The sequence below is a fragment of the Ruegeria sp. BF7 genome (genome assembly GCF_056538605.1).
The window spans coordinates 710,927-735,173 of record NZ_JBQFTM010000001.1 but is presented as its reverse complement, the minus strand read 5'-3'; the positions used below and the strand labels follow the sequence as shown (position 1 = coordinate 735,173).

Below are 24,247 nucleotides of genomic sequence, written 5' to 3'. Positions count from 1 at the left end.
AGTCTGGGAGGAAAAACAGATGAAATTCCTGACAACGGCTGCAACCGCAGTCGCGCTCACCGTAACTGCGACCGCCGGTATGGCCGCCTGCGATGACGGTGAGATCGTCGCAAAGTTTGCGCACGTAACAAACAGTGACAAGCACCCCAAAGGTATCGCGGCATCGCTGCTGGAAGCGCGTGTCAACGAAGAGATGAACGGTGTCTTGTGCGTAGAGGTCTATCCGAACTCGACGCTCTACAACGACGACAAGGTGTTGGAAGCAATGCTGCAGGGCGACGTCCAACTGGCTGCCCCCTCGCTGTCCAAGTTTGAGAAGTTCACAAAACAGTTCCGTCTGTTTGACCTTCCGTTCATGTTCAAGAACATCGATGCCGTGGATGCGTTCCAGGCCTCGGCTGAAGGACAGGCGATGAAAGACAGCATGCAGCGTCGCGGCCTTCAGGGGCTGGCTTTCTGGCACAATGGCATGAAGCAGATGTCGGCCAATAAACCGTTGGTTGATCCTGCCGATGCAGAGGGTTTGAAGTTCCGCGTACAGTCTTCGGATGTTCTGGTGGCGCAAATGGAAGCCATCGGCGGCAGCCCGCAGAAAATGGCATTCTCGGAAGTTTATGGCGCACTACAACAGGGCGTTGTAGACGGGCAGGAAAACACCTGGTCGAACATCTACGGCAAGAAGTTCTTCGAGGTGCAGGACGGCATTACCGAGACCAATCACGGTATCATCGACTATCTGGTCGTGACCTCGGTTGACTGGCTGGACAGCCTTGACCCCGAAGTGCGCGAACAGTTCCTGACAATTCTGGCCGAGGTCACTGAGACCCGGAACAAGGAAGCCTTTTCTGTGAACGAAGCCGCCAAAGCCTCGATCACAGATGCTGGCGGTATCATTCGCGAACTGGATCCTGAACAGCGTCAGGCTTGGGTCGATGCGATGAAACCGGTTTGGGACAAGTTTGCCGACGACGTTGGTCAGGACAAGATCGACGCTGCTCAGGCGATCAACGCCGGGTTCTGATCCTGAAAAAAGCCGCGCGTCCGAAGACCGGATGGTCACCGGAGCGAAGGTGGGGCGGGCCCCCGGAAGGCCCGCCTGAAATCACTCTCATCACATAAATTGCGGGGACAATGAGATGTCTGGTGCGAAACCCGGCCAAGGCGGGCTGACCGACCATATCGAAGAAACCCTGATTGCGTTGCTGCTAGGCCTCATGACGGCCGTGACATTTGCCAACGTAATCGCGCGGTTCGTTTTTAACTCCAACATTCTGTGGGCGCTTGAGCTGACAGTGTTTACCTTTGGCTGGCTGGTTTTGCTGGGCGCGTCTTATGCGGTGAAGAAACACGCGCATCTGGGCGTCGATGCCATACTAAACATGCTGGCCCCGGCACCGCGCCGGATTTTGGCGCTGATAGCTGTTGGCTGCTGTCTGGTGTTTTCGCTGCTGATGCTCAAAGGTGCGTATGACTATTGGGCCGTGTTTGCCGATCTGCCGCCCACTTCGGGCCGCTGGTTCCCGACCGGGTTTAATTTTGATGCACGAAGCCAGAGTTTCTACGAAGTTGACGACATCCCCATGGTCGCCCCGCTGCGGTTTCTGGAAGAAATGATCAACTACGGCGAGTCCTACGAGAAGCTGCCCAAGGTTGTTCCCTATTTCATTCTGCCGCTGTCGATGCTGCTGTTGGTGATCCGTTTCGCGCAGGTCGCTGTACAGATCTGGCGCGGTGAGACCGACCGTATCGTCGCCAGCCACGAAGTCGAGGACGAGATCGAAGAGGTCCGGGCTCAGCAAGGAGAGCATGACTGATGGACGTAGTACTTCTTTTCTCGATGGTCATTGGCCTGCTGCTGATCGGCGTTCCGATTGCGGTGGCTCTGGGCCTCAGTTCGACGCTGTTCCTGCTGATCTATTCCGATAGTTCGCTGGCATCTGTCGCGGGTACGCTGTTTGAAGCGTTCGAAGGGCACTTTACCTTGTTGGCGATCCCGTTCTTCATTCTGGCCTCGTCCTTCATGACGACGGGCGGTGTGGCGCGGCGGATCATCCGGTTCTCGATTGCCTGTGTTGGGCATCTGCCCGGTGGTCTGGCGATTGCGGGCGTGTTTGCCTGTATGCTGTTCGCGGCACTGTCGGGGTCGTCCCCGGCGACTGTGGTCGCCATCGGTTCAATTGTCATCGCCGGTATGCGGCAGGTTGGCTATTCCAAGGAATTCGCTGCTGGCGTGATCTGTAACGCCGGTACGCTGGGCATTCTGATTCCGCCGTCGATTGTGATGGTTGTCTATGCGGCAGCCGTTGAGGTCTCGGTCGGGCGCATGTTCCTGGCGGGCGTCATTCCGGGCCTGATGGCCGGTCTGATGCTGATGATCACCATCTATGTCATGGCCAAGGTCAAGAACCTGCCAAAAGGCGAATGGAAGGGCTGGGGCGAGGTCATAACCTCGGCACGTGAAGCCGGTTGGGGCCTGTTCCTGATCGTTATCATTCTGGGCGGTATCTACGGTGGTATCTTCACACCGACTGAAGCTGCTGCGGTTGCGGCGGTCTATGCCTTCCTGATTGCAAGCTTTGTCTACAAGGACATGGGACCGCTTAGTACGGAAGAGGGAACGGAAAACGTTCCGCTGCTTAAGAAACCCTATGCGCTGATTACTGCATTCATTCACCCGGACACAAAACACACGCTGTTCGAAGCCGGCAAGCTGACCGTCACGCTGCTGTTCGTGATCGCCAACGCGCTGATCCTCAAGCACGTGCTGACGGACGAGCAGGTACCGCAGCACATCGCCAACGCGATGCTGTCTGCGGGTTTGGGTCCTGTGACTTTCCTGATCGTGGTCAACGTGATCCTGTTGATCGGTGGCCAGTTCATGGAACCGTCAGGCCTGCTGGTGATCGTGGCCCCCCTGGTGTTCCCGATTGCGATCGAGTTGGGTATCGACCCGATCCATCTGGGTATCATCATGGTGGTGAACATGGAGATCGGGATGATCACACCTCCGGTCGGACTGAACCTGTTCGTGACGTCGGGCGTGGCGGGAATGCCGATGATGAAGGTGGTGAAGGCGGCGCTGCCGTTCCTGGCCGTGCTGTTCGTCTTCTTGATCATGGTGACGTATATCCCGTGGATTTCGACCTTCCTGCCCAACACATTCATGGGGCCGGAAATCGTGACCAACTAACGGGTTTCGACAAACCAAGATTGAGCCGGGTCCGTGCAAGGGCCCGGCTTAATTCGTTCAGGTGTCATATTTCTGCAATTAGTGCTGAACCCTGCCAACGGCTTCGAACGCACGGCGGCGGCCACAGGGGTGCTAGTACCCGGGACATTTTAGGTATGTGACTGTTTTCAGTCAAAAGCGCTTAGACCCTTGAACGCCGTGTGCGAGTTCTTATCTCTGGGTCAGAGGACGACCTCCCCACAATGGGTGATCATTCGGGACGACCCGAACAGGATTGAGGTGTCCTGATGTCTTGGATTTTCCTGTTATTTGCTGGCCTGCTTGAAATTGTGTGGGCGGTTGCCATGAAACAATCGGCCGGTTTCACCCGGTTGTGGCCAACTGCCATCATGGGTGTGTCCATGATCGGCTCTTTCGGGTTGCTGGCGCTTGCGATGCGTACGTTGCCGCTTGGAACGGCATACGTCATCTGGACCGGTATCGGCGCGGTGGGTGCGTTTCTGGTTGGCGCGATGTTCCTGGGGGAGGCTCTGACCCCATTGCGTATCGGTGCCGCGATCCTGATCGTGTCCGGCCTGATCGTCATGAAGATCGCGTGATCGGGCAGGTTGTATCAGACATTCCTGCTGCCCGTTCGGGCTATTGGCTGCCAATGATACCGAAGGCGGGTCTGAGCCAAATCAGTACAGACCCGGACCTTCAGTCAACAAGGGTGTTATTTGCGTTTTCTGAACAAGCGGGAAAAACCTCGTTTTTTCCTGGATTTGGCACTGTCTGTTCGCGTCGTTTCAGACGGCTCAATGCGTTCCGGGGGGGACGGTTCTTTGGTTGTCGGTTGGTAGTTGTGCCATTTGTCGATGGAAAATCCACCTTTAAGGACATCCACATAGTCGGCAGGCGCGTATTTTGGGTTGATGAACACAAGGTCCACTTGAAAGAGGTAACCGCTGTAATAGCACAGGTCGATTATCTCCAAGAGCTCAAAACCGGCGGCCATCGCCAGCTGCATTCGCTCGAATATTCTTTCTCGCGGAGATTCAAGGATCAGGACCGAGCAGTGCTCTAATGCTTCTTGCGCACCTTCCAGAATCATTTCTTCGGCCCCGTCGACATCGATTTTCAACAGGAAAGGGGCAGCCGGGGCCTGTTCGAGGACAAAGGTATCAAGCTTCAGCGTCGGCACTGTGCGTAGCGTTTCGGTCGGTGCTTCGCCGTGCGCGAACCTTGCATGTGTGACGTCTTGTCCTTGCATGACGGTGGAGACCGTCAGTTGCGCAGTCCCGTCAGAATTGGAAACCGCGACTTTGTTGAGCTCGTAATCTATGTTTGCGTCGCTGTAGACTTTTTCGATGGATTCGAAATGCTCTTCGATGGGCTCAAACAGATAGTGCTTCTTTTCTGGAAATGCGGCCATCAATTCATGTGTGCCAAAGTGGATGCCAACATCCAGCACGCATTCGATGGGAAATTCGGCATCGCGAAGCTGTTGAAGAAGCGAAATCTTGCTCGGGTGACGCTGACTACTTTTCATAACGTTCCTTAAATCGGCGAAAGTGTGTGGTGTCTGGTTGGTGTGCCGGGACACACGACTGCTACAGATTGAGTTTGATTCTGGTCCGGGTAATTTACCTCGCGCGAGAGTTTGACGATGAGGCGAGCGAATTCAACAAGTTCTTTTCCCGCCGAATAAAATCAGACGAGAAGCGCTCAGGCTTGCTCCAATGCCTCGACAATTGCAGAGAAGTCTGCAGCCTTCAGGCTAGCGCCGCCAACCAGTGCACCGTCCACGTTTGATACACCAAAGATTTCGGTCGCGTTGGACGGTTTGACCGAACCCCCGTAAAGTAGCCGCACCGAGCGACCGACGCCTTCACCGAAACGCCGTTCCAGACGGGTGCGGATAAAGTCGTGAACCTCTCCGATTTCGTTCAGCGTGGGAACTTTGCCGGTTCCAATGGCCCAAATCGGTTCATAAGCGACGATCAGGTTCTCGCCGGTCGACTGGTCGGGGATCGAGCCCGACATCTGTCCGCCGATGATGTCCAGTGTGTTGGCGGCTTCGCGCTGTTCCAGGCTTTCGCCGACGCAGATTATCGCCTTCAGCCCGGCATCTATAGCAGCGCGGGCCTTGGCGCGAACGTCTTCGTTCTGCTCGTCGTGATCCTCGCGGCGCTCGGAATGGCCCAGAATGACCGCGTTTGCACCGGCGTCCACCAGCATGTCTGCGCTGATATCGCCAGTATGCGCGCCCGAAGTCGCCGCATGGCAATCTTGCCCGCCGACAGTGATCCCCGTTCCACGCACGGTCTCGGCCGCGCGGTGCAACAAGGTTGCAGGCGGGCAGATCAGCACATCTATGGCCGTAGAGGGGAATGCACGGGCCAAAGCCTCCAACTCGCTCAGGGCTGCCGTGGTTCCGTTCATTTTCCAATTGCCAGCCGCCAGCTTACGCCGCATGTCCCATTCTCCCTGAAGTATAGTTGTTCTTTGAACCGGATAGCACCGCCAGTCCAGACTGACAATTCCGGTTGCAGAGCAGACCGCAAAACGGCAGTGTCCGGGCGCAGAAAGGAACGGGCGTATGATCGAAAACCTTGATCTGACAAAACTGGACCAACGCGATCCGGTCGAACTTGGCAAGCTGCTGCGCGCGATGGGTGAAGTAGGTTTTCTGACCGTTTCGAACACCGGGCTGAACGCTGACCGCGTGCGCCAGGTTCTGGGCGCGTATCGTGGGTTCTTTCATCTGCCCGAGGCCGAGAAGAAACGGGTCGATATGGCGCTGACCGGGTCCAACCGGGGCTGGGGCGCGTCGCGATCCGAGCAGGTCGACCCGGAGGCGAACGCCGATTTAAAAGAGGTGTTCGATTGCGGCTTTGAGTTGCCTGTGAACAGTCCCTATGCCGATGCAGGGCTTGGCGTCTATGCCCCGAATCTGTGGCCGGATAACCAGCCCGCGTTCAAGGAAAAAATCCAAGCCTATTACACGGATGCCTGCGCGGTTGCGATGCGGGTTCTGCGCGCGATTGCGGTGGCGCTGGGGCGTGCAGAGAACAGCTTTGATATCACGTTTGATACGCCGATGGCGTTGCTGCGCGGCAACTACTATCCTCAGCGCCCGGACTGGGCCGGAGATCGCGACTTTGGCATCGGCGCGCATACAGATTACGGCTGCCTGACTTTGCTGGCCACTGACGGGACCTCGGGGCTTGAGGTGCGAATGCCCGATCATAGTTGGGTAAAGGTTGAGGCCGCGCCTGGGACCTTTATCATCAATTTTGGTGAAATGCTGGAGTTCTGGACCGCAGGGCAGGTTAAGGCCACTCTACACCGTGTGGTTGGTGGCCCGCACGAGCGCCTGTCCGTGCCGCTGTTTTTCAACCCGTCATTTGACACCAACGTGGCACCACCGAACTCAGGTCGGATCATTCGCGCCGGCGAGCATCTGACCCGACGGTTCAATGAGACCTACGTCCACCTACAGGCATCTTAGGATTGGGGCGTCAGCCCTTCGTCAAACTTGATCGACTCGCCGCAACCGCAAGCGTCGACAACGTTTGGGTTGCGGAATTTGAAACCGGCCTCGAGCAACGAGACTTCATAGTCGATCTCGGTTCCGAACAGGAACATCTGCGCCATCGGAGCAATCATGATCCGCGCGCCGTCCTGTTCGACGACCTCGTCATTCGTAGCGGCTTGATCGACATAGTCCATGGTGTATTCCATGCCGGCACAGCCGCCTTTCTTGACGCCGATGCGCAGGCCGGCGTGACCACCTGATTTCATCAGGCGGACAATCTGCTCTGCCGCTTTGGGCGTCATGGTCACGGCCTGTTTGCCGGGAATGCCGAACATTGTGATCTCCGTTGTCGCACGTAGCCTTCAATTTAGTGCTGACAGGGCAACGGCTCAAGACATAGCAGCGCTGCTTACCTAACTTTTCTGCCATCCCAGGAATGATGCTTGCCTTTTGAAATCAGGTGACTTTAGCTGAGCCCAAGGGTTTTCAGACAAGGTGAGATGAGATGGCTGACAATAAAGTTTTTGGCAAAAACATGGCATTGGCGTCAATTCTTGTGGTGACCGCCGGTATGGCGTCGGCCGAAACCGCGCAAAAAGTACATCCAGTCAATTGCACAACTGCCGAAGGCGATTTGCGCGCGATTGCGGCAGAGAAGAAGCACGCGCAGGATCAGCAGGTCGAAAGCGTGGTCGCACTTACACCTGCAGGCGCGCTTTTGGGATTGGCGACCGGCACCGAAAACAAGAGATTGTCCATGCTGTCAGGCGACTATGTTAAAGCGTTGGATGAAAGAGCCGCCGAGATCAAGTCCAAGTGCGGTGTTCAGTAACCTTTTGGTTAAAATAAGAAAAGACCGCTCTCGGGCAAGAGCGGTCTCTTATTCAGGCCGTCCGGCCGGGACTACGGGGGACGTGTAATTCCTTCCGGCCTGTACTGTGTACTTATTGGGATGCATGTACCAGCACGCCGGGACTATTCGCGGACCATGTAACGGTATTTCGACAAGTCGGTGACAGAAAAATAAATCTTTTGCGACAAAGGATTATTTTGCCTGGCTTACATAAAGCCAAGTTCCAGCCGCGCTTCGTCCGACATCATCTCCATGCCCCAGGGTGGTTCCCATGTCAGTTCGACGTCAACCTCTTTGACACCCGCGACGGGTTCGATTGCTTCGACGATCCAGCCGGGCATTTCGCCGGCGACCGGACAACCGGGCGCGGTCAGCGTCATGATGACTTTCACCGCGTTTTCCTGCGTGATGTCAATCGTGTAGATCAAACCCAGATCGTAGATATTCACCGGGATTTCCGGATCAAAGACCGTACGGCAGGCTTCTACCACTGCGTCGTAAAGGGGATGCTCAATGGACGAAGGCGCAATCAGTGGTGTGCCTTCCAGATGTTCACTCGGATGAGTCATTCGTGCCTCGGGTCTAGTTCCTGAGCAATTATATAGGGAAAGCCTGTGGCAGCGTCCAGTGGCGCAATGACGCCCCCTAAGGGGCGCCCGCAGGTCTTAGTCGTTGATGTCGTGCCGGAAGGTTTTCACCTGACCATGGGGCAGGGAATAAACTCGCCGCAAAACCAGCCATGCGATCAGGGATAATGCCGCAAAGATCAGCAGCAAAACCGGCAGCGAGGGCGTCATTCCGGGGATGACAAGAAACAACCCGGTGATGGCTGCCCCGATCGCAAAGCCCAGAAAGATAAATCCGGGCAACACGATCTCAAGGATTCCAAGTGCTAGCGCCGCGGCCAGCCAGATCCACCAGGTCAGCCAGAAGGGATCGGCCATTACTTACCTCCTCTCAGCATCTTGAAGGCATCGCCAAAGGCCTCGAGCGCGTTGGCGGGCACAACGACGGTTTGAGAACCGGTGCCATTGCCCAATGCATTCAATGCCTCGACCTGTTTCAGGGCAACCTGATACTGTGCGGCCTCGATACCGTTGTCCTGAATGGCCTTGGCAACCACGCCGGTAGCATAGGCTTCTGCTTCGGCCTGAATTCGGCGGGCCTTAGCGGTCTGTTCGGCCGCATAAAGTTCCGCATCGGCGCTCAACTCAACCGCACGTTTCTGGCCCTCGGCTTCGGTCACCTGTGCGCGACGCGCGCGCTCGGCGTTCAACTGCTGCAGCATCGCGTCGCGGGTGGCCTGATCCAGGTTCACGTCCAGAATCTCGGCACGAGTCACTTCGATCCCCCAGTCATCAACGGCGGTTTCTACGCTTTCCTGGATGCGTTCAATCAACTGAGCGCGGTTCGACTGGACTTCATCCAGATCCATCTTACCAATTTCAGCCCGGACGATACCGGCAACGGTTGTTGCAATCGCTCCGTCAACGTCACGAATACGGTACACCGTCTTTTCCGGTTCGAGAATGCGATAAAACACCGAGGTGTCAATCTGTACCAGAACGTTGTCCTTGGTAATCGCGTCCTGCGTTGCGTTAGGCAGCTGGCGTTCAAGAATGGATATCTTGTGGCGGGCAACGTCAAGAAAAGGCACGATAAAGTTGATACCCGGGCCAAGCACCGAGTGCAGACGCCCGAACCGCTCGACCACGTATTTTTCGGATTGCGGTACGATCTTGATGCCCTTGAAAATGACAACGACGATCAACACCGCCGCCAACACATAAATGATGTTTGATGTCAGCAATCCAATGATCTGTTCTTCGTTCATGCCTATCATATCTGTCCTCTTTTATTGTGTACTATAGTATACATATGGGGATTGAGTCGCCCGTTTTCAATTCTGGTATGGGGTGATCTGGCGTGGATGCAAATCTCTGAAATCGTAGATGAGCAGTGGAAAATGCGGATTGTGACCGCTTTGCATCCCACCGTGTTTGCGTTATCGGGCAGGGATGAAACTGATCATCGATACAGACCCCGGCATCGACGATGCCATGGCGATTGCCTATGCCGCCGCCGCGCCCGAAATTGACCTTATTGGGCTGACCACAGTTTTCGGCAATACGCATGTACATCAATCCAGCCGCAACGCGCGTTTTTTGCTGCATAAACTGGGGTTGGACGCGCCAGTGGCCGAGGGTGCTGCATTCGCGTTGGGTCAAAGCCGTCACGCTCCGTCCGAGCACGTGCATGGCCCGGAAGGCTTTGGAGATATTACTGAAATCCCTGACATCGGTGCAAACCACGGCATGTCGGCGGCCGAGTTTTTGGTCGATACAGCGCGTAGCCATAAGGGAGAACTGGTCGTCTGTGCGGTTGGCCCTTTGACCAATATCGCCCTGGCTATGCAGCTGGACCCTGGGTTTACCCACAATATCCGGCGCTTGGTCGTCATGGGTGGGGCGGTTTATTGCCCCGGCAATGTGAACGCCCATGCCGAGGCCAACATCTATCACGACGCCCGTGCCGCGGATATCGTCTTTGCCACGCCACCGGAAACCGTGCTGGTAGGGTTGGATGTGACGTTGAAAACTCTCTATGAAACCGCCGATTTCGAGGCGCTAGCCGGACAATCGCCTGATATGGGTGGGTTTCTGCGGGATATCTCTCGGTTCTATCTAAAGTTCTACAAAGAGGTTGGCGGGTTGGAAGGGTGCGGCCTGCACGACTCAACTGCGGTGATCGCCTGCACGCATGAACCGATGTTCGAAATGGTCGAAACCGGTCTGAACGTGGTAACCGAAGGGCCAGAGATCGGCGCCACGCGCCCCGATCCGTCGCGCCCTGCGGTCCGCGTGTGCCGGGATGTGGACGGGGCAGGGGTCGTCCATCTGTTTACCGAGCGCGTCGCGTCACTGCCCTGACGGGTTGCAATGGCTGGGCAGATCGGGCACATCCCACCCGGTTCAGCGACCCCGAGGCAACCCCATGACCGAGCGTTTTTCTTTTGATCTGAAAGCTACTGACGGCAAGGCCCGAACCGGTGTTATCAACACGCCGCGCGGCGATGTGCGAACGCCCGCTTTCATGCCCGTGGGTACTGCGGCGACGGTCAAGGCGATGATGCCCGAAAGCGTGCGTGCGACAGGGGCGGATATCCTGCTGGGCAATACCTATCACCTGATGTTGCGTCCCACGGCCGAACGCATTGACCGGTTGGGCGGGTTACATAAGTTCATGAATTGGGAGTGCCCGATCCTGACCGACTCGGGCGGGTTTCAGGTCATGTCGCTGGCCGGGTTGCGAAAGCTGACCGAAAAGGGTGTGACGTTTAAGTCCCATGTCGACGGCTCAAAGCACGAGCTGACGCCGGAAAGGTCGATGGAGATCCAGCGCCTTCTGGGCTCCGACATTGTCATGTGTTTTGACGAATGCCCGGCCCTGCCTGCCGACCGGGATCGCATTGCCGAGTCGATGCGCTTGTCGATGCGGTGGGCTGATCGCTCGCGTGAGGCGTTCGGCGATCGCCCCGGCCACGCACTGTTCGGCATCATGCAGGGCGGGCTGGAACAGGATCTGCGAGAGGAAAGCGCCGCGGCGCTCAAGCAGATCGGTTTTGAAGGCTATGCGGTCGGTGGTCTGGCCGTGGGCGAGGGGCAGCAGGCCATGTTCGATTGTCTCGATTACGCCCCTGATTTCCTGCCGACAGATAGACCTCGGTATCTGATGGGGGTTGGCAAACCCGACGACATCGTCGGTGCAGTCGCGCGCGGCATCGACATGATGGATTGCGTTCTGCCCTCACGCTCGGGCCGCACAGGTCAGGTGTTTACTCGCCACGGTGTCGTGAACATCAAAAACGCCCGCCACGCTGACGATCCGCGCCCTTTAGACGAGCATTGCACTTGTCCGGCCTGTTCGAACTACTCCCGCGCGTATCTGCACCATGTGTTCCGTTCGAACGAGATGATCTCGGGCATGCTGCTAACCTGGCACAACCTGCACTACTTCCAGGAAATCATGCAGGGTATGCGCGACGCGATTGCAGTGGGCAAGTTCGAGGCATGGCAGGCCGAGTTCCACGCGCAGCGTGCACAAGGCGATATCGAGCCGCTTTAGTCATTTCGCGACAGCGCCATTGTGCGAAAACGGTGGATATGTCGGCGCGATACCTTGCAGTCCGGAAAACCTCGGGTCATTCTGAACCGCGATACACGACGGTAAGGTTGAAAAAGGGCGATGAGGCCCCACCTTTATCGTCCAAGACAGGAGATGGCCAAGCGTTGCCTTATTCAGGGACCGGAGCCATCTTGCCAACGATAAGGATTGAGCATGCAAGAGCCTCTGAATTCCTCATACCCCGTACTTCCGCTGCGCGATATCGTGGTATTTCCACACATGATCGTGCCGTTGTTCGTGGGTCGGGAAAAATCCGTCCGCGCATTGGAAGAAGTGATGCAGGACGACAAGCAGATTCTGCTGTCCAGCCAGATTGACCCGGGCGATGACGACCCGGTCGAAGAAGGAATTTACCGATCTGGTGTTCTGGCCAATGTTCTGCAATTGCTGAAGCTGCCCGATGGCACCGTAAAGGTGCTGGTCGAAGGGCAGGCACGCGTGCAGATCACTGAATTTCTCGAAAACGAAGATTTCTTCGAAGCCCGCGCCGAATATCTGACCGAAATTCCGGGCGACGTCACCACGACCGAGGCGCTGCTGCGCACCGTCGCAGATGAGTTTGAGCGCTATGCCAAAGTGCGTAAGAACATCCCCGAGGAGGCGCTGACCGCCGTCGGCGAAACCGCCGAACCGGCCAAGCTGGCCGATCTTGTGTCGGGTCATCTGGGCATCGAGGTCGAACAAAAACAGGAACTGCTGGAGACGCTCTCGGTCAGCGAGCGGCTTGAGAAGGTCTATGGCCTGATGCAGGGTGAAATGTCGGTTCTGCAGGTCGAGAAAAAGATCAAGACCCGCGTCAAATCCCAGATGGAGAAAACCCAGCGCGAATACTATCTGAATGAGCAGATGAAGGCCATTCAGAAGGAACTTGGCGATGGCGAGGACGGCAGCAATGAAGTTGCCGAACTGGAAGCCAAGATAGCCGAGACCAAGCTGTCGAAAGAGGCGCGCGAAAAGGTCGAGGGCGAGCTGAAAAAGCTGCGCAACATGAGTCCGATGTCTGCCGAGGCGACCGTCGTGCGAAACTATCTGGACTGGATTCTTTCGCTGCCGTGGGGCACCAAATCCCGTGTTAAAAAGGATCTGGGCCGTGCGCAGGAGATTCTGGATGCTGATCACTATGGCCTTGAAAAGGTAAAGGAACGAATCGTCGAGTATCTGGCGGTTCAACAGCGTTCAAAAAAACTGAAAGGCCCGATCTTGTGCCTCGTTGGCCCTCCGGGCGTGGGTAAGACCTCGCTGGGTAAGTCGGTTGCCAAAGCCACGGGGCGCGAGTTCATTCGCATCTCGCTGGGTGGTGTGCGCGACGAATCCGAGATCAGGGGTCACCGTCGGACCTATATCGGCTCGATGCCCGGTAAGATCATTCAGGCGTTGAAAAAGGCGAAAACCACGAACCCGCTCATCCTGCTCGATGAAATCGACAAGATGGGGCAGGACTTCCGTGGCGACCCGGCTTCGGCCATGCTTGAGGTGCTGGACCCGGAACAGAACAACACGTTCATGGACCACTACCTTGAGGTCGAATACGACCTGTCAAACGTGATGTTCCTGACCACGTCGAACAGCTACAACATGCCTGGGCCTCTGTTGGACCGGATGGAAATCATCCCGCTGGCCGGCTACACCGAAGAGGAAAAGAGCGAGATCGCCAAGCAGCACCTGATCAGCAAGCAGGTCAAAAACCATGGTCTGAAAGCCAAGGAATTTGAACTGACCGATGAGGCACTGCAGAAGATGATCCGTACCTACACCCGCGAGGCGGGTGTGCGGAACCTCGAGCGTGAAATCGCCAAGGTGGCTCGGAAATCGCTGACCAAGATCATCAAGAAAGAGGCGGATTCGGTTACCGTTACGCCGGATAATTTGGATGAGTTCCTGGGCGTGCCCAAGTTCCGTTACGGTCTCGCCGAGCAGGACGATCAGGTTGGTGTTGTCACCGGCCTGGCCTGGACCTCAGTTGGCGGTGATTTGTTGCATATCGAGGCGTTGAAACTTCCCGGTAAAGGTCGGATGAAGACCACGGGTAAGCTGGGCGATGTGATGAAAGAATCCATCGATGCGGCCTCGTCTTATGTGCGGTCGATTTCGCCTCAAATCGGGGTGAAGCCACCGAAGTTCGACACGCTGGATATCCACGTCCACGTGCCGGATGGGGCGACGCCGAAAGATGGCCCGAGCGCCGGTCTGGCGATGGTGACCTCGATCGTGTCCGTGCTGACCGGTATCCCGGTGCGCAAGGATATCGCGATGACCGGTGAGGTTTCGCTGCGCGGCAACGCCATGCCGATCGGCGGTTTGAAGGAAAAACTGCTGGCGGCCCTTCGCGGTGGCATCAAGACCGTCCTGATCCCGGAAGAAAACGAAAAGGATCTGGCCGAGATTCCGGACAATGTGAAAGAAGGGTTGAAGATCATCCCTGTCACGCATGTCTCGGAAGTGCTGAAACACGCGCTAATCCGCGAACCGGAACCGGTTGAATGGGATGAGGCCGCGGAAGAGGCCGCGGCAGCTGCCGCCAAAGCGACCGAAGATGCGGGGCGATCGGCAACAGCACATTAAACAAATCAAAGGCGGGGGAGACCCCGCCTTTTTTACAACCCGATGATGGGTTTTTTCGGGTCCAGAATCTCTTCCTCGGCGATGTATTCCCGAAATTTTTCCGCAGGCAAGGCAGAGCGCACCGCCAGGCCAAAAATCACTGCGGAAAACAACACGCATAGCACAATGTCCCATCCGAACGGAATTTGTTTCAGCGCGCCGTCCCCAAATTGACCGAGATAGGAAATCAACCCGATTCCAATAAGGTACGGCAACAGCCACAGTGCTTCGGTCACGTCCATTTCGTCCAGCCGGTTGTGAAACCGTACCAACAGCAGAATCACTCCGATGGCCAGCGCGATGCCCAGTCGCCAGACCGTGTCCCAGCCACTCCAGTAAACGACAAGGGTTGCGATGGCGAAGGCTAACACCGCGACCAGTCTTACCGCCGGGATACGGATGGACCGGGGGTGATCCGGCATCAGATGGCGCAGGCAGACGACCGCAATCGGGCCAACCGCAAAGGACAGCACGATTGCGGCACCGTTGAGCGCGATGACGGTGGTGAACGGCACAGTCAACAAAAACAGCACTCCGATCAGGAAGTTCAGCGCCAGCGCCCATAACGGAACACCGAATGAGGAAAGAACCATCAGCCGTTTCGGCAGAAATCCGTTTTTCGAGAGGGCCATGGCGATCCGGGCGTTCGATCCCGTTGCAACCAACCCGTTTCCGAATGGCCCGATCACTGACCCGATGTTCAGAACGCTCAGGAACCAAACAAAACCGACCGAGATTATGACGCCGTCCAGCGGGCCTTGGCCGCCGAAACTCAGGTTGGCCCAACCGTTTTTAAGCATGTTGGAATCCAGTGCCCCGACAAAGGCGACTTGCAGGCCCAGGTAAATGGCCGCGCACAGCACAATGGACAGGACCAGCGCTGTGGGGATGGCGAATTTTGGGTTTCGAACCTCACCGGCCATATCGACCACATGGCGAAACCCGATAAAGGAGAAAATGACCCCACCTGTCGAGACCGCAGCCATGATGCCTTGCAAACCGTAGGGCGCGAATCCGTGTGGCTGCGTGAAATTCTGCGCGTCGAAGCGGTTGTAGATTAGCAGGGCGGACAAAATGACCGGGATTGCGATTTTTGCCCATGTCAGGGTTGCGTTTACCTGAGTAAAGAACTTGACGCCCAACGCGTTGACCGAGACGAAAAGCAACATGAAGAACAGGGCGACGGTGATGCCCGCTCCGGTCAGGTTTCCGGTTTCGGCCGTGTGTAACCACGGAGCATAGGGGGCGAGGTATTTCAGCATGGCCTCAACCTCGATCGGGGCGGTTGTGTTGTAGCCAATCCAGGCCGTCCAACCCATCGCCATCGAGACGATATTGCCATGCGAAAACTGCGGCACCCGCGCAATGCCTCCGGGGATTGGCAGCATGGCTGAGATCTCGGCAAATGTGATCGCCAAAACGAACATGGCCGCGGCGCCGATGACCCACGAGATTACGGCAGCCGGACCGGCATGTTGCACCGCGAGTAGGGGGCCAAACAACCAGCCGGACCCAATGATGCCACCGACCGAGATGAAGGTCAGGCCGAGCAGCCCGATATCCCGTTTCAGTCTGGCCACGACCGTGCCCCATCCATCATCGCCGCATAAAGATGCGGCCGTTCAAAACAGGATACGCAGTTGTGGCGATTTCTGGCAAGCACTTGTCAGGGAAGGGCAAAACCAATGCAGGCAGACAAAAAGGGGAATGGTGGGTGATAAGAGATTTGAACTCCTGACATCTTCGATGTGAACGAAGCGCTCTACCACTGAGCTAATCACCCGTGAGGACGCGTGATACAGAGAGTTCTGGCGGCTTGCAAGAGCGCCCGATGCGCAATTTTTGTAATGTAAGCACAAAAAAAACAGGCAGCAGATACCCGCTGCCTGTTGCTAAGAAAGCAGGACCTTAAAGGATGAAGTCGTTTGCGGTCAGATCGTGCAAACCGACAAGTTTGAACATCATTTCGGGTTCTTCGTCACCGTCAGTGTCCACATAGACGAAGGTTCTGTCATACAGGGTGCCTTCGTAGTCACTGTGTACGAAATAAACCTCGCCCTGATCGGAATTCGTTGCCGGGGTTTCCCCGTTGAAGACAAAACTGTCGTTGCCGGCCAGAACCGTACTGGCATCAATAGTGCTCAGGTCGATCTTGTCCTGTCCGCGCGTAAAGTCGCGGATCAGATCGGCGGTCTGACGAATGGCGGAGCCTTCGTCGATCGAGTTGAAGACGAAAGTGTCATTGCCGGCGCCACCGGTCATGTCGTCCCTCCCGACACCGCCGACCAGAGTGTCTGTGCCTTTGCCGCCGTAAAGCGTATCCCAGCCTCGGCTGCCGAGCACGGTATCGTTGCCGGCACCGCCTCTCAGGACGTCGTCTTTAATGCCGCCGTCCAGAAGGTCGTTGCCAGCATTGCCCACCAGATAGTTGATCAGTTCGTCCCCGGTGATGACGTCGTCCTGCGCCGTACCCATAACATGCCCGATGTTCTGGATGGTGTCGGTGCCATAGCCGGTATTCTGCGCGCCGGTGTTGGACAGGTTCACAGTTACACCATTGGTGCCTGTATATCGCAACCAGTTATCGCCCTGACCGCCGTTGATCGTGTCGTCGCCGTCCCCGTCTTTATTCACAAAGGTGTCGTTGCCATTGTCACCCGACAGGGTGTCGTTGCCTTTGCCGCCGGTAATCGAGTCATTGCCGTCGCCGCCGAAAATCCTGTCGTTACCAGCACCCCCGGCAAGGGTGTCGTTGCCATAGGCACCGTTCAGGTAGTTGTTGTGTTCGTTGCCAACCAACCAGTCATTGCCATACCCGCCAAACGCGTTTTCGATAACAACTGTGTTGGCGATGGTGAACCCGCCTGCAATGCCAGAGGCGGACGAGATCTCTCCACCTGCATTGTGGCCCTCAAGATCGGCGTCGTTGAGGTTGATATACACGTCGCGCCACACGCCAACGGCAGAGATCGCATCGTTCCCACCGGTGTCCCAAATGGCCTTCCAAAACGTCCCCGCGCCGTTTACGCCCTTGATTTGGTAGATGTCGTTACCAGTTGCATTTTCAGCCGTCCCGTAAATGGCTTGGAGAGCCGCAATGTCCAACGCCATCGGGGTTGCCGAGTCACCATAGGTGTAGCTTGTCACAGGGACCTTAGATGCACGTCCTGAATTGTAGGACATGATCGTATAGACGCCCTGGTTTTGACCATCCGTTCCGAAATCGCCGAACGGTTCGGATACGCCATCGAAGATCGTCGAAGTGCCGCCGCCGTCGTGCGGGTGGGCCAAGCCAAGTCCGTGCAGAATTTCATGTAGGATTGTTGAGAAACCCGCGCCGCCATCTTGCAGTCCTTGATTGTCAAAGATTACCGAATCATAGGCAAGCACTCCAAAAAGTGAGGGAATTCCATTTTTCTGTAATAGGGGCTTATCACCAGGAACCTGATGAAAACCAACATACCCAGGACCACCAAGTGTTTCTTGTGTGGCCACTGCATAGACCAGGTTTACTCCCGACCACGATGACTGTACGAATGTGATAGGAATAATGGACTCGATAACGTCGAATGCTCTTTGAATTGCAGTTTTCATCTGAGTTGGAATAGGGGCTTGTCCTAAAGATCCGTCGTCAAACCGATATGTGATTTCTACCGGGCCATACGATGAAGTCCAACCTGCCCCCCACAACAAGCCGTCGACGTAGGGTTTACCTGTCTGAATTCCTTCGGGATATACCGCTGCAAAAGCCATTTTCCTACTTTCATCTTTCACAACACAACCAGAGGGCAGTCACGAAGCGATGCCATAGATTGCATTAGCCTTCCATTTGACCCCTTAAAGTCAGGGCCTGTTTTTTCTTGTGTACTTTCACTTCGAAACTTGCGGGTGCAAGCCGATAGTCAAAACTTATTAAGTTTTGGTACTTTATGTCGCCTCTTGCACACGCAATGTGGCCTAAAAATGACGACCGGGTTGGGTGCTCAGGATGACGTTGCGACCGGGAATGGTTCTATTAATCTTTATGTACAAATTTTACGAAAACCTACATCTTATGCGTGTCTTTTGCGGAATCGGTCAGCGGCGAATCCGTAGAGTTTTGTCAGGGTGTTTTGAGGGCGTGATTCCCTCTGCCAGACAGGGCAAATCCGGATACGCGGCCAGTGCATGAATGGGAAGCCTGGCAGGGGATGGGTCCCTGTTGAAGCGAACATTTTTTACGATCTGGAAAAAAACTTCAAAACGCCGCTTGACGATGTCGGGGCGTGGCCATAATACACCCCAACGTTCAGCAACGAACGGGCAGCGGGCGGTTGTAGCTCAGTTGGTTAGAGTACCGGCCTGTCACGCCGGGGGTCGCGGGTTCGAGCCCCGTCAACCGCGCCATCGCTGCCATCCTTGGTCCAGGGTAAAGGCCACAAAATAGATGCGCGGTTGTAGCTCAGTTGGTTAGAGTACCGGCCTGTCACGCCGGGGGTCGCGGGTTCGAGCCCCGTCAACCGCGCCATTTTCCTCCTGATGCCTATAAATCTCACCCCTTGCAAGGGGCGCGTATTGGATCTGGGTTACGATGTCAGGAGATGTCGGCAATATTCTGGTCGTTCACATTTTGTTCTAACTTTTTTGTTGGAGACTCAGTGCCGCTCGCCTATTTCTAGGACACTTGTGTTTTGGGGGCCAAAATGGCTGAGCTGAAGAATATCGAGGTGCGCGGTGCGCGCGAGCATAACCTCAAGGGCATCGACGTCGATATCCCACGGGATCAACTGGTGGTAATCACCGGACTGTCGGGCTCGGGCAAGTCCTCGTTGGCGTTCGATACGATCTATGCCGAAGGCCAGCGCCGATATGTCGAAAGCCTGTCGGCCTATGCGCGCCAGTTCCTCGATATGATGGAGAAGCCCGATGTGGATCACATCAGCGGCCTGTCCCCGGCAATTTCCATCGAACAGAAAACCACGTCGAAGAACCCGCGCTCAACGGTCGGTACGGTCACCGAGATCTATGACTATCTGCGCCTTTTGTTTGCCCGCGCAGGGACACCCTACAGCCCTGCCACTGGTCAGCCGATTGAGGCGCAGCAAGTGCAGGACATGGTCGACCGGATCATGACGATGGAGGAGGGCACGCGAGGTTACCTTCTGGCGCCCATCGTGCGGGACCGGAAGGGGGAATACAAAAAAGAATTTCTCGAACTGCGAAAACAGGGCTTTCAGCGGGTGAAAGTGGATGGCGAGTTCTATGAGCTTGATGAGCCACCCACGCTGGACAAGAAATTCCGCCACGATATCGACGTCGTGGTCGACCGTCTGGTTGTGCGCGAAGGAATGGAGACGCGGCTGGCCGACAGCCTGCGCACGGCTCTGGATCTGGCAGACGGCATCGCGGTTCTGGAGACCGCACCGCGCGAGGGCAAATCGGAGCGGATCACGTTCAGTGAGAATTTTGCCTGCCCGGTCAGTGGTTTCACCATCCCCGAGATCGAGCCCCGTCTGTTTTCGTTCAACGCGCCCTTCGGGGCTTGTCCGGACTGCGATGGTCTGGGTGTCGAGCTGTTCTTTGACGAGCGGCTAGTAGTGCCGGACCAGACGCTGAAGCTCTATGACGGGGCTTTGGCCCCGTGGCGCAAAGGCAAGTCTCCGTATTTTCTGCAAACCATCGAGGCCATCGCGCGCCATTACGAGTTTGACAAGAATACGCCCTGGAAAGATCTGCCAGCCAAGGTGCAGCAAGTGTTCCTGCGTGGGTCGGGTGATGAAGAGATCCAGTTCCGTTACGACGAGGGCGGGCGGGTCTATCAGGTCACCCGCAGCTTTGAGGGCGTGATTCCCAATATGGAGCGGCGCTATCGCGAGACCGACAGCGCCTGGATCCGGGAAGAATTCGAACGGTACCAGAACAATCGACCATGTGGGGCCTGCGATGGTTACCGCCTGCGGCCCGAAGCTCTGGCCGTTAAGATCGCCGGCCTGCATGTCGGGCAGGTGGTTCAGATGTCGATCCGCGAGGCTCTGGCCTGGATCGAAGACGCGCCGAACCATCTGAGCATTCAGAAGAACGAGATCGCCCGTGCCATTTTGAAGGAAATTCGTGAGCGGCTGGGATTCCTGAATAACGTTGGTTTGGAATACCTTACGCTATCCCGTTCAAGTGGCACCCTGTCCGGAGGTGAAAGCCAGCGTATCCGTTTGGCCAGCCAGATTGGCTCGGGTCTGACCGGGGTTCTGTACGTGCTGGACGAGCCTTCTATTGGACTGCATCAGCGTGATAATGATCGGCTGCTGGGCACGCTCAAGAATCTGCGCGATCAGGGCAACACCGTGATTGTCGTGGAACATGACGAAGAAGCCATCCGTGAAGCGGATTACGTCTTCGATATCGGCCCCGGTGCAGGTGTGCATGGCGGACAGGTGGTCAGCGAGGGCACACCCGATAAGATCGCGGCCGACGCGGCCTCTATGACCGGTCAGTATCTCGCCGGCACCCGAGAGATCCCGATTCCGTCGAAACGGCGCAAGGGAAACAAGAAGAAAGTTTCGGTGGTCAAGGCGACCGGGAACAACCTGAAAAACGTCACCGCCGATTTCCCGTTGGGCAAGTTCGTTTGTGTGACCGGTGTGTCCGGGGGAGGTAAGTCCACGCTGACAATTGAGACGCTGTTCAAGACCGCCTCAATGCGTCTGAACGGAGCGCGGCAGACCCCGGCGCCCTGTGAAACGATCAAAGGGTTGGAGCATCTGGATAAGGTCATCGACATTGACCAGCGACCCATCGGACGGACTCCGCGTTCGAATCCAGCGACTTACACCGGGGCCTTTACCCCGATCCGGGACTGGTTCGCCGGTCTGCCCGAGGCCAAGGCGCGCGGTTACAAGCCGGGACGCTTCAGCTTCAACGTCAAAGGTGGCCGATGCGAGGCCTGTCAGGGTGACGGTGTCATCAAGATCGAGATGCACTTTCTGCCGGACGTCTATGTGACCTGCGAAACCTGCAAAGGCGCGCGTTACAATCGCGAGACGCTGGAGATCAAGTTCAAGGGCAAGTCCATCGCCGATGTCCTTGATATGACAGTGGAAGACGCGCAGGAGTTCTTTAAGGCGGTGCCATCGATCCGTGACAAGATGGATGCCTTGGCGCGGGTTGGGCTTGGCTACATCAAGGTCGGCCAGCAGGCGACCACGCTGTCCGGTGGTGAAGCGCAGCGAGTCAAGCTGTCCAAGGAACTGTCCAAACGCTCGACCGGGCGGACGCTGTATATTCTGGACGAGCCGACCACCGGGCTGCATTTCGAAGATGTGCGTAAGCTATTGGAAGTTCTTCACGAATTGGTCGATCAGGGAAATACGGTTATTGTAATCGAACACAATCTGGACGTCGTGAAAACCTCCGACCATATCATCGATATAGGCCCCGAAGGTGGCGATGGTGGGGGTGAGATCGTAGCAACCGGAACGCCCGAGGACGTGGCTGCGGTCGAGCGCAGCCATACCGGACGCTACCTGAAACAAATGTTGGATGGTCGGGCGGTAGCGGCGGAATAGGGGGCTATCCTCAGTTGAGGATATCTGCCACCGCTCCGATCAGGTTCAGCACCTTTCGCGTGTCAGGATCAACGCGATAGACATAGTCACCGGCGCGGATGTAGCTGCCGCGATTCAGCCCATAGCGGTACGGATCATTGATCCAGCGATAGTCGCTGTTGATGTAGTCACCCGTGTGATACAGGTTTTTGACCTGTCCCGGCGGCACGCAAGGCACGGCTTTCTTCGCCAGACCCGGCGGGCAGTGACCGGCCTTACCTTTGCCATTCCCGGCCATGGCCACGCCAGAGCTGAGCGCAAGCGCCAGGATCGCCGTCGAAATGGTCAAAACGCGCGACATCTTAAATCCTTTCGCGTGAAAACTGTGGCCAAGGATAGATGGCCGTCGCTGCGCTTTGGGTCAACCCCATGGGCAGGAAGCTGCCCACGGGGCGCGCTCTTAGCCTCGTCCGCGTTTTTCGAACCGTGGCAGCATGGCCGAGAAGTCCATTCCCAGCCCATCTTCGACTTCGACGAATTTCTCATAAAGTGAGGTTGCCGCCTGTCCCATCGGCGTGTCGGCATCCGCGCTTTCGGCAGCCTGTTGGCTGAGCCGCAGGTCCTTCAGCATCAGTTCGGCGGCAAAACCGGGTTGATAGTCGTTATCCGCCGGGCTGGTCGGTCCGACGCCGGGGGCAGGGCAATAAGCGTTCATCGTCCAGCTATAGCCCGAAGATGTGCTGACCACGTCAAACATCTTTTGCCTGTCCAGTCCAAGTTTGTCAGCCAGCGCAAAGGCTTCGCAGGTGGCAATCATGGTGACGCCCAGGATCATGTTGTTGCAAATTTTCGCGGCCTGACCGGCGCCGGACTCGCCGCAATGCACGGCCTTTTGGCCCATGATATCAAACAGGGGCTCCGCCTTGGCAAAGGCGTCGTCGCTGCCGCCTGCCATAAAGGTCAGCGTGCCAGCCGCCGCGCCGCCGATTCCACCCGAAACCGGAGCGTCGACCGCGAGGACACCGGCCTCTTTCGCCTGATCCGCGACGGCGCGGGCGCTGTCGACGTCGACGGTTGAACAATCAATCCACACTGATCCAGACTGCATCGCGGGGATGATCTCATTCGCGACCGCGCGCAGAATCTGACCGTTCGGAAGCATAGTGACAACGATGTCGGCACCAGCGGCGGCATCTGCACCAGAACCGGCCATGGTGACACCCGCAACATCGACATCAGCCATGTCAAAGCCCGTCACCTCATGCCCAGCTTTGGCCAGGTTGGCGGCCATTGGATTGCCCATGTTGCCAAGCCCGATAAACCCGATTTTCATTTCTTATGTCTCCTCAAAAGTCAGCATGTCTTTACCCAGAGGCTGCAGCATCTTTGAAACCGCGACCGCAGGCACGGTTTGATCGGCAAACTGCCAGCGCGGCGTGCGGTCTTTGTCGATGATCTGGGCGCGAATGCCTTCCAGAAAATCCCCGTGTTCCATCGCGCGGAAGGTATAGCGATATTCCAACTCCAGCGCTTTACGCTGGGTCAGGCTGGGGGTGCGTAAGCGGTGCAGCATCTCAACCGTACACGCCATCGAAAGCGGTGAATTGCGGTCCATGAGTTTGCGCGCATCTGCCGCCATATTGTGTTTGGAATGGGTCAGGGTGTTCAGGATGTCCCCAAGGCTCTCTCCGGCAAAACATGCGTCAATCTCGGGTTGCTGACGCCCAAGTTCGCTTTCAGGTGGCACCGCCGAGTGCTTCTGCAGCATTTCAGTGTCACCCGACGCCTCAAGCATCTCGATCAGATCGGACCACTCGGCGAGCGGTATGTAGTGATCGGCAAAACCGGCAAAGATCGCATCACCGGGTCCCATGCGATGGCCGGTAATACCCAGATATTCTCCAGTTCGACCGGGGGCCAGCGCCAACATCAGGGTGCTGCCGACATCCGGCACCAGTCCAATCGAACATTCCGGCAGCGCAATTTTCGAGCTTTCACCAACAATGCGATGGCTGCCGTGGCAACCGATGCCAACACCGCCGCCCATGGTGAACCCCTGCAGGAAACTGACGACCGGTTTGGGGTATTCAAAGATCAGCGCGTTCAGACGGTATTCGTCCTGCCAGAAGGTGCGACCATAGGCATAGTCGCCCTTGATACCGGTTGCATAAAGGTCGGCAATGTCCCCGCCAGCACAAAAGGCCTTTTCGCCTTCGGCATCCAGAATCACCAGATCCACGGCGTCGTCTTCGCGCCAGTTACGCAGCGCCGTGTCGATCGCCATGCACATGTCATAGGTCAGCGCGTTTAACGCTTTGGGGCGTGTCAGGGTGATACGCCCGGCGCGGCCAGTGATACGGATGTCGATGTCAGGCATG

General features: G+C 56.6%; 21 protein-coding genes and 3 tRNA genes. 12 read left to right on the top strand and 12 right to left on the bottom strand.

Features of this window, described 5'->3' with window-relative positions:
- Positions 1–19 precede the first annotated feature (19 nt).
- From ACR0IK_RS03720 to ACR0IK_RS03705, 4 genes are all read left to right on the top strand, one after another.
- On the top strand, positions 20–1,021 hold the full coding sequence (locus ACR0IK_RS03720) for a DctP family TRAP transporter solute-binding subunit (RefSeq protein WP_480590738.1): 1,002 nt from the start codon (positions 20–22) through the stop codon (positions 1,019–1,021).
- A 115-nt stretch (positions 1,022–1,136) separates the two neighbouring features.
- The gene (locus ACR0IK_RS03715; protein WP_480640485.1) at positions 1,137–1,814 is read left to right on the top strand and encodes a TRAP transporter small permease; all 678 of its coding nucleotides are present in this window, start codon (positions 1,137–1,139) and stop codon (positions 1,812–1,814) included.
- Positions 1,814–3,190 carry a TRAP transporter large permease gene (locus tag ACR0IK_RS03710; protein ID WP_480590742.1) on the top strand — a complete coding sequence of 459 codons (1,377 nt, stop codon included), beginning with the start codon at positions 1,814–1,816 and terminating at the stop codon, positions 3,188–3,190. The genes ACR0IK_RS03715 and ACR0IK_RS03710 overlap by 1 nt, the downstream gene beginning before the upstream one ends.
- 287 nt (positions 3,191–3,477) lie before the next feature.
- Positions 3,478–3,789, top strand: a complete 312-nt coding sequence (locus ACR0IK_RS03705; protein WP_480590744.1) for a DMT family transporter — start codon at positions 3,478–3,480, stop codon at positions 3,787–3,789.
- 116 nt (positions 3,790–3,905) lie between these two features.
- On the opposite strand, the gene ACR0IK_RS03700 is transcribed toward ACR0IK_RS03705, so the two are convergent.
- The gene (locus tag ACR0IK_RS03700) at positions 3,906–4,721 is read right to left on the bottom strand and encodes an FkbM family methyltransferase (protein ID WP_480640484.1); all 816 of its coding nucleotides are present in this window, start codon (positions 4,719–4,721) and stop codon (positions 3,906–3,908) included.
- Positions 4,722–4,897: 176 nt separating this feature from the next.
- Complete coding sequence (gene tpiA, locus ACR0IK_RS03695; protein WP_480640483.1) at positions 4,898–5,647, bottom strand: triose-phosphate isomerase; 750 nt, start codon at positions 5,645–5,647, stop codon at positions 4,898–4,900.
- A gap of 124 nt (positions 5,648–5,771) precedes the next feature.
- Here tpiA and ACR0IK_RS03690 point away from each other — a divergent pair, with 124 nt between their 5' ends.
- Positions 5,772–6,683, top strand: a complete 912-nt coding sequence (locus tag ACR0IK_RS03690; protein WP_480640482.1) for an isopenicillin N synthase family dioxygenase — start codon at positions 5,772–5,774, stop codon at positions 6,681–6,683.
- On the opposite strand, the gene ACR0IK_RS03685 is transcribed toward ACR0IK_RS03690, so the two are convergent.
- A complete protein-coding gene (locus tag ACR0IK_RS03685; protein ID WP_480590751.1) occupies positions 6,680–7,045 on the bottom strand; it encodes a HesB/IscA family protein in 366 nt (121 codons plus the stop codon). The two genes, ACR0IK_RS03690 and ACR0IK_RS03685, sit on opposite strands and share 4 nt — an antisense overlap.
- Positions 7,046–7,215: 170 nt before the next feature.
- Here ACR0IK_RS03685 and ACR0IK_RS03680 point away from each other — a divergent pair, with 170 nt between their 5' ends.
- Positions 7,216–7,542 (top strand): hypothetical protein, encoded by a 327-nt coding sequence (locus ACR0IK_RS03680; protein ID WP_480640481.1) that lies wholly within the window; start codon positions 7,216–7,218, stop codon positions 7,540–7,542.
- A gap of 227 nt (positions 7,543–7,769) precedes the next feature.
- Here the strand turns inward: ACR0IK_RS03680 and ACR0IK_RS03675 are convergent, their stop codons facing one another.
- The 3 genes from ACR0IK_RS03675 to ACR0IK_RS03665 all read right to left on the bottom strand — a co-directional run bounded on the left by ACR0IK_RS03675 (position 7,770) and on the right by ACR0IK_RS03665 (position 9,397).
- Positions 7,770–8,132, bottom strand: a complete 363-nt coding sequence (locus ACR0IK_RS03675) for an SUF system Fe-S cluster assembly protein (protein ID WP_475209640.1) — start codon at positions 8,130–8,132, stop codon at positions 7,770–7,772.
- 96 nt (positions 8,133–8,228) lie between these two features.
- Positions 8,229–8,507: an NfeD family protein gene (locus tag ACR0IK_RS03670; RefSeq protein ID WP_480640480.1), complete on the bottom strand. Its 279-nt coding sequence runs from the start codon at positions 8,505–8,507 to the stop codon at positions 8,229–8,231.
- Positions 8,507–9,397, bottom strand: coding sequence for an SPFH domain-containing protein (locus ACR0IK_RS03665; RefSeq protein WP_480640779.1), 891 nt, complete (start codon positions 9,395–9,397; stop codon positions 8,507–8,509). Before ACR0IK_RS03665 ends, ACR0IK_RS03670 begins: the two co-directional genes overlap by 1 nt.
- Before the next feature lie 184 nt (positions 9,398–9,581).
- Between ACR0IK_RS03665 and ACR0IK_RS03660 the strand changes: the two genes are divergently transcribed.
- The 3 genes from ACR0IK_RS03660 to lon all read left to right on the top strand — a co-directional run bounded on the left by ACR0IK_RS03660 (position 9,582) and on the right by lon (position 14,310).
- Positions 9,582–10,493 (top strand): nucleoside hydrolase, encoded by a 912-nt coding sequence (locus tag ACR0IK_RS03660; RefSeq protein ID WP_480640479.1) that lies wholly within the window; start codon positions 9,582–9,584, stop codon positions 10,491–10,493.
- Positions 10,494–10,557: 64 nt separating this feature from the next.
- Positions 10,558–11,688 carry a tRNA guanosine(34) transglycosylase Tgt gene (gene tgt / locus ACR0IK_RS03655; protein ID WP_480640477.1) on the top strand — a complete coding sequence of 377 codons (1,131 nt, stop codon included), beginning with the start codon at positions 10,558–10,560 and terminating at the stop codon, positions 11,686–11,688.
- A 213-nt stretch (positions 11,689–11,901) separates the two neighbouring features.
- Positions 11,902–14,310 (top strand): endopeptidase La, encoded by a 2,409-nt coding sequence (gene lon / locus ACR0IK_RS03650; RefSeq protein WP_480590759.1) that lies wholly within the window; start codon positions 11,902–11,904, stop codon positions 14,308–14,310.
- A 32-nt stretch (positions 14,311–14,342) separates the two neighbouring features.
- On the opposite strand, the gene ACR0IK_RS03645 is transcribed toward lon, so the two are convergent.
- The 3 genes from ACR0IK_RS03645 to ACR0IK_RS03635 form a co-directional block, all read right to left on the bottom strand.
- The gene (locus ACR0IK_RS03645) at positions 14,343–15,929 is read right to left on the bottom strand and encodes an APC family permease (RefSeq protein ID WP_480640476.1); all 1,587 of its coding nucleotides are present in this window, start codon (positions 15,927–15,929) and stop codon (positions 14,343–14,345) included.
- A 128-nt stretch (positions 15,930–16,057) separates the two neighbouring features.
- Positions 16,058–16,132, bottom strand: a tRNA-Val gene (locus ACR0IK_RS03640).
- Positions 16,133–16,257: 125 nt separating this feature from the next.
- Positions 16,258–17,640: a M10 family metallopeptidase C-terminal domain-containing protein gene (locus tag ACR0IK_RS03635; protein ID WP_480640475.1), complete on the bottom strand. Its 1,383-nt coding sequence runs from the start codon at positions 17,638–17,640 to the stop codon at positions 16,258–16,260.
- A 1,018-nt stretch (positions 17,641–18,658) separates the two neighbouring features.
- On the opposite strand from ACR0IK_RS03635, the gene ACR0IK_RS03630 reads away from it, so the two are divergent.
- The 3 genes from ACR0IK_RS03630 to uvrA all read left to right on the top strand — a co-directional run bounded on the left by ACR0IK_RS03630 (position 18,659) and on the right by uvrA (position 21,890).
- Positions 18,659–18,735, top strand: a tRNA-Asp gene (locus ACR0IK_RS03630).
- 44 nt (positions 18,736–18,779) lie between these two features.
- Positions 18,780–18,856: transfer RNA gene (locus ACR0IK_RS03625), tRNA-Asp, on the top strand.
- A gap of 175 nt (positions 18,857–19,031) precedes the next feature.
- A complete protein-coding gene (uvrA, locus tag ACR0IK_RS03620; protein ID WP_480640474.1) occupies positions 19,032–21,890 on the top strand; it encodes an excinuclease ABC subunit UvrA in 2,859 nt (952 codons plus the stop codon).
- A gap of 10 nt (positions 21,891–21,900) precedes the next feature.
- Here the strand turns inward: uvrA and ACR0IK_RS03615 are convergent, their stop codons facing one another.
- The 3 genes from ACR0IK_RS03615 to ACR0IK_RS03605 all read right to left on the bottom strand — a co-directional run bounded on the left by ACR0IK_RS03615 (position 21,901) and on the right by ACR0IK_RS03605 (position 24,246).
- Positions 21,901–22,230 (bottom strand): hypothetical protein, encoded by a 330-nt coding sequence (locus tag ACR0IK_RS03615; RefSeq protein ID WP_480640473.1) that lies wholly within the window; start codon positions 22,228–22,230, stop codon positions 21,901–21,903.
- Positions 22,231–22,329: 99 nt separating this feature from the next.
- Entirely contained in the window at positions 22,330–23,202 is an 873-nt protein-coding gene (mmsB, locus tag ACR0IK_RS03610) for a 3-hydroxyisobutyrate dehydrogenase (RefSeq protein WP_480640472.1), read from the bottom strand.
- 3 nt (positions 23,203–23,205) lie between these two features.
- Positions 23,206–24,246, bottom strand: coding sequence for an enoyl-CoA hydratase/isomerase family protein (locus ACR0IK_RS03605; protein WP_480640471.1), 1,041 nt, complete (start codon positions 24,244–24,246; stop codon positions 23,206–23,208).
- Position 24,247 lies beyond the last annotated feature (1 nt).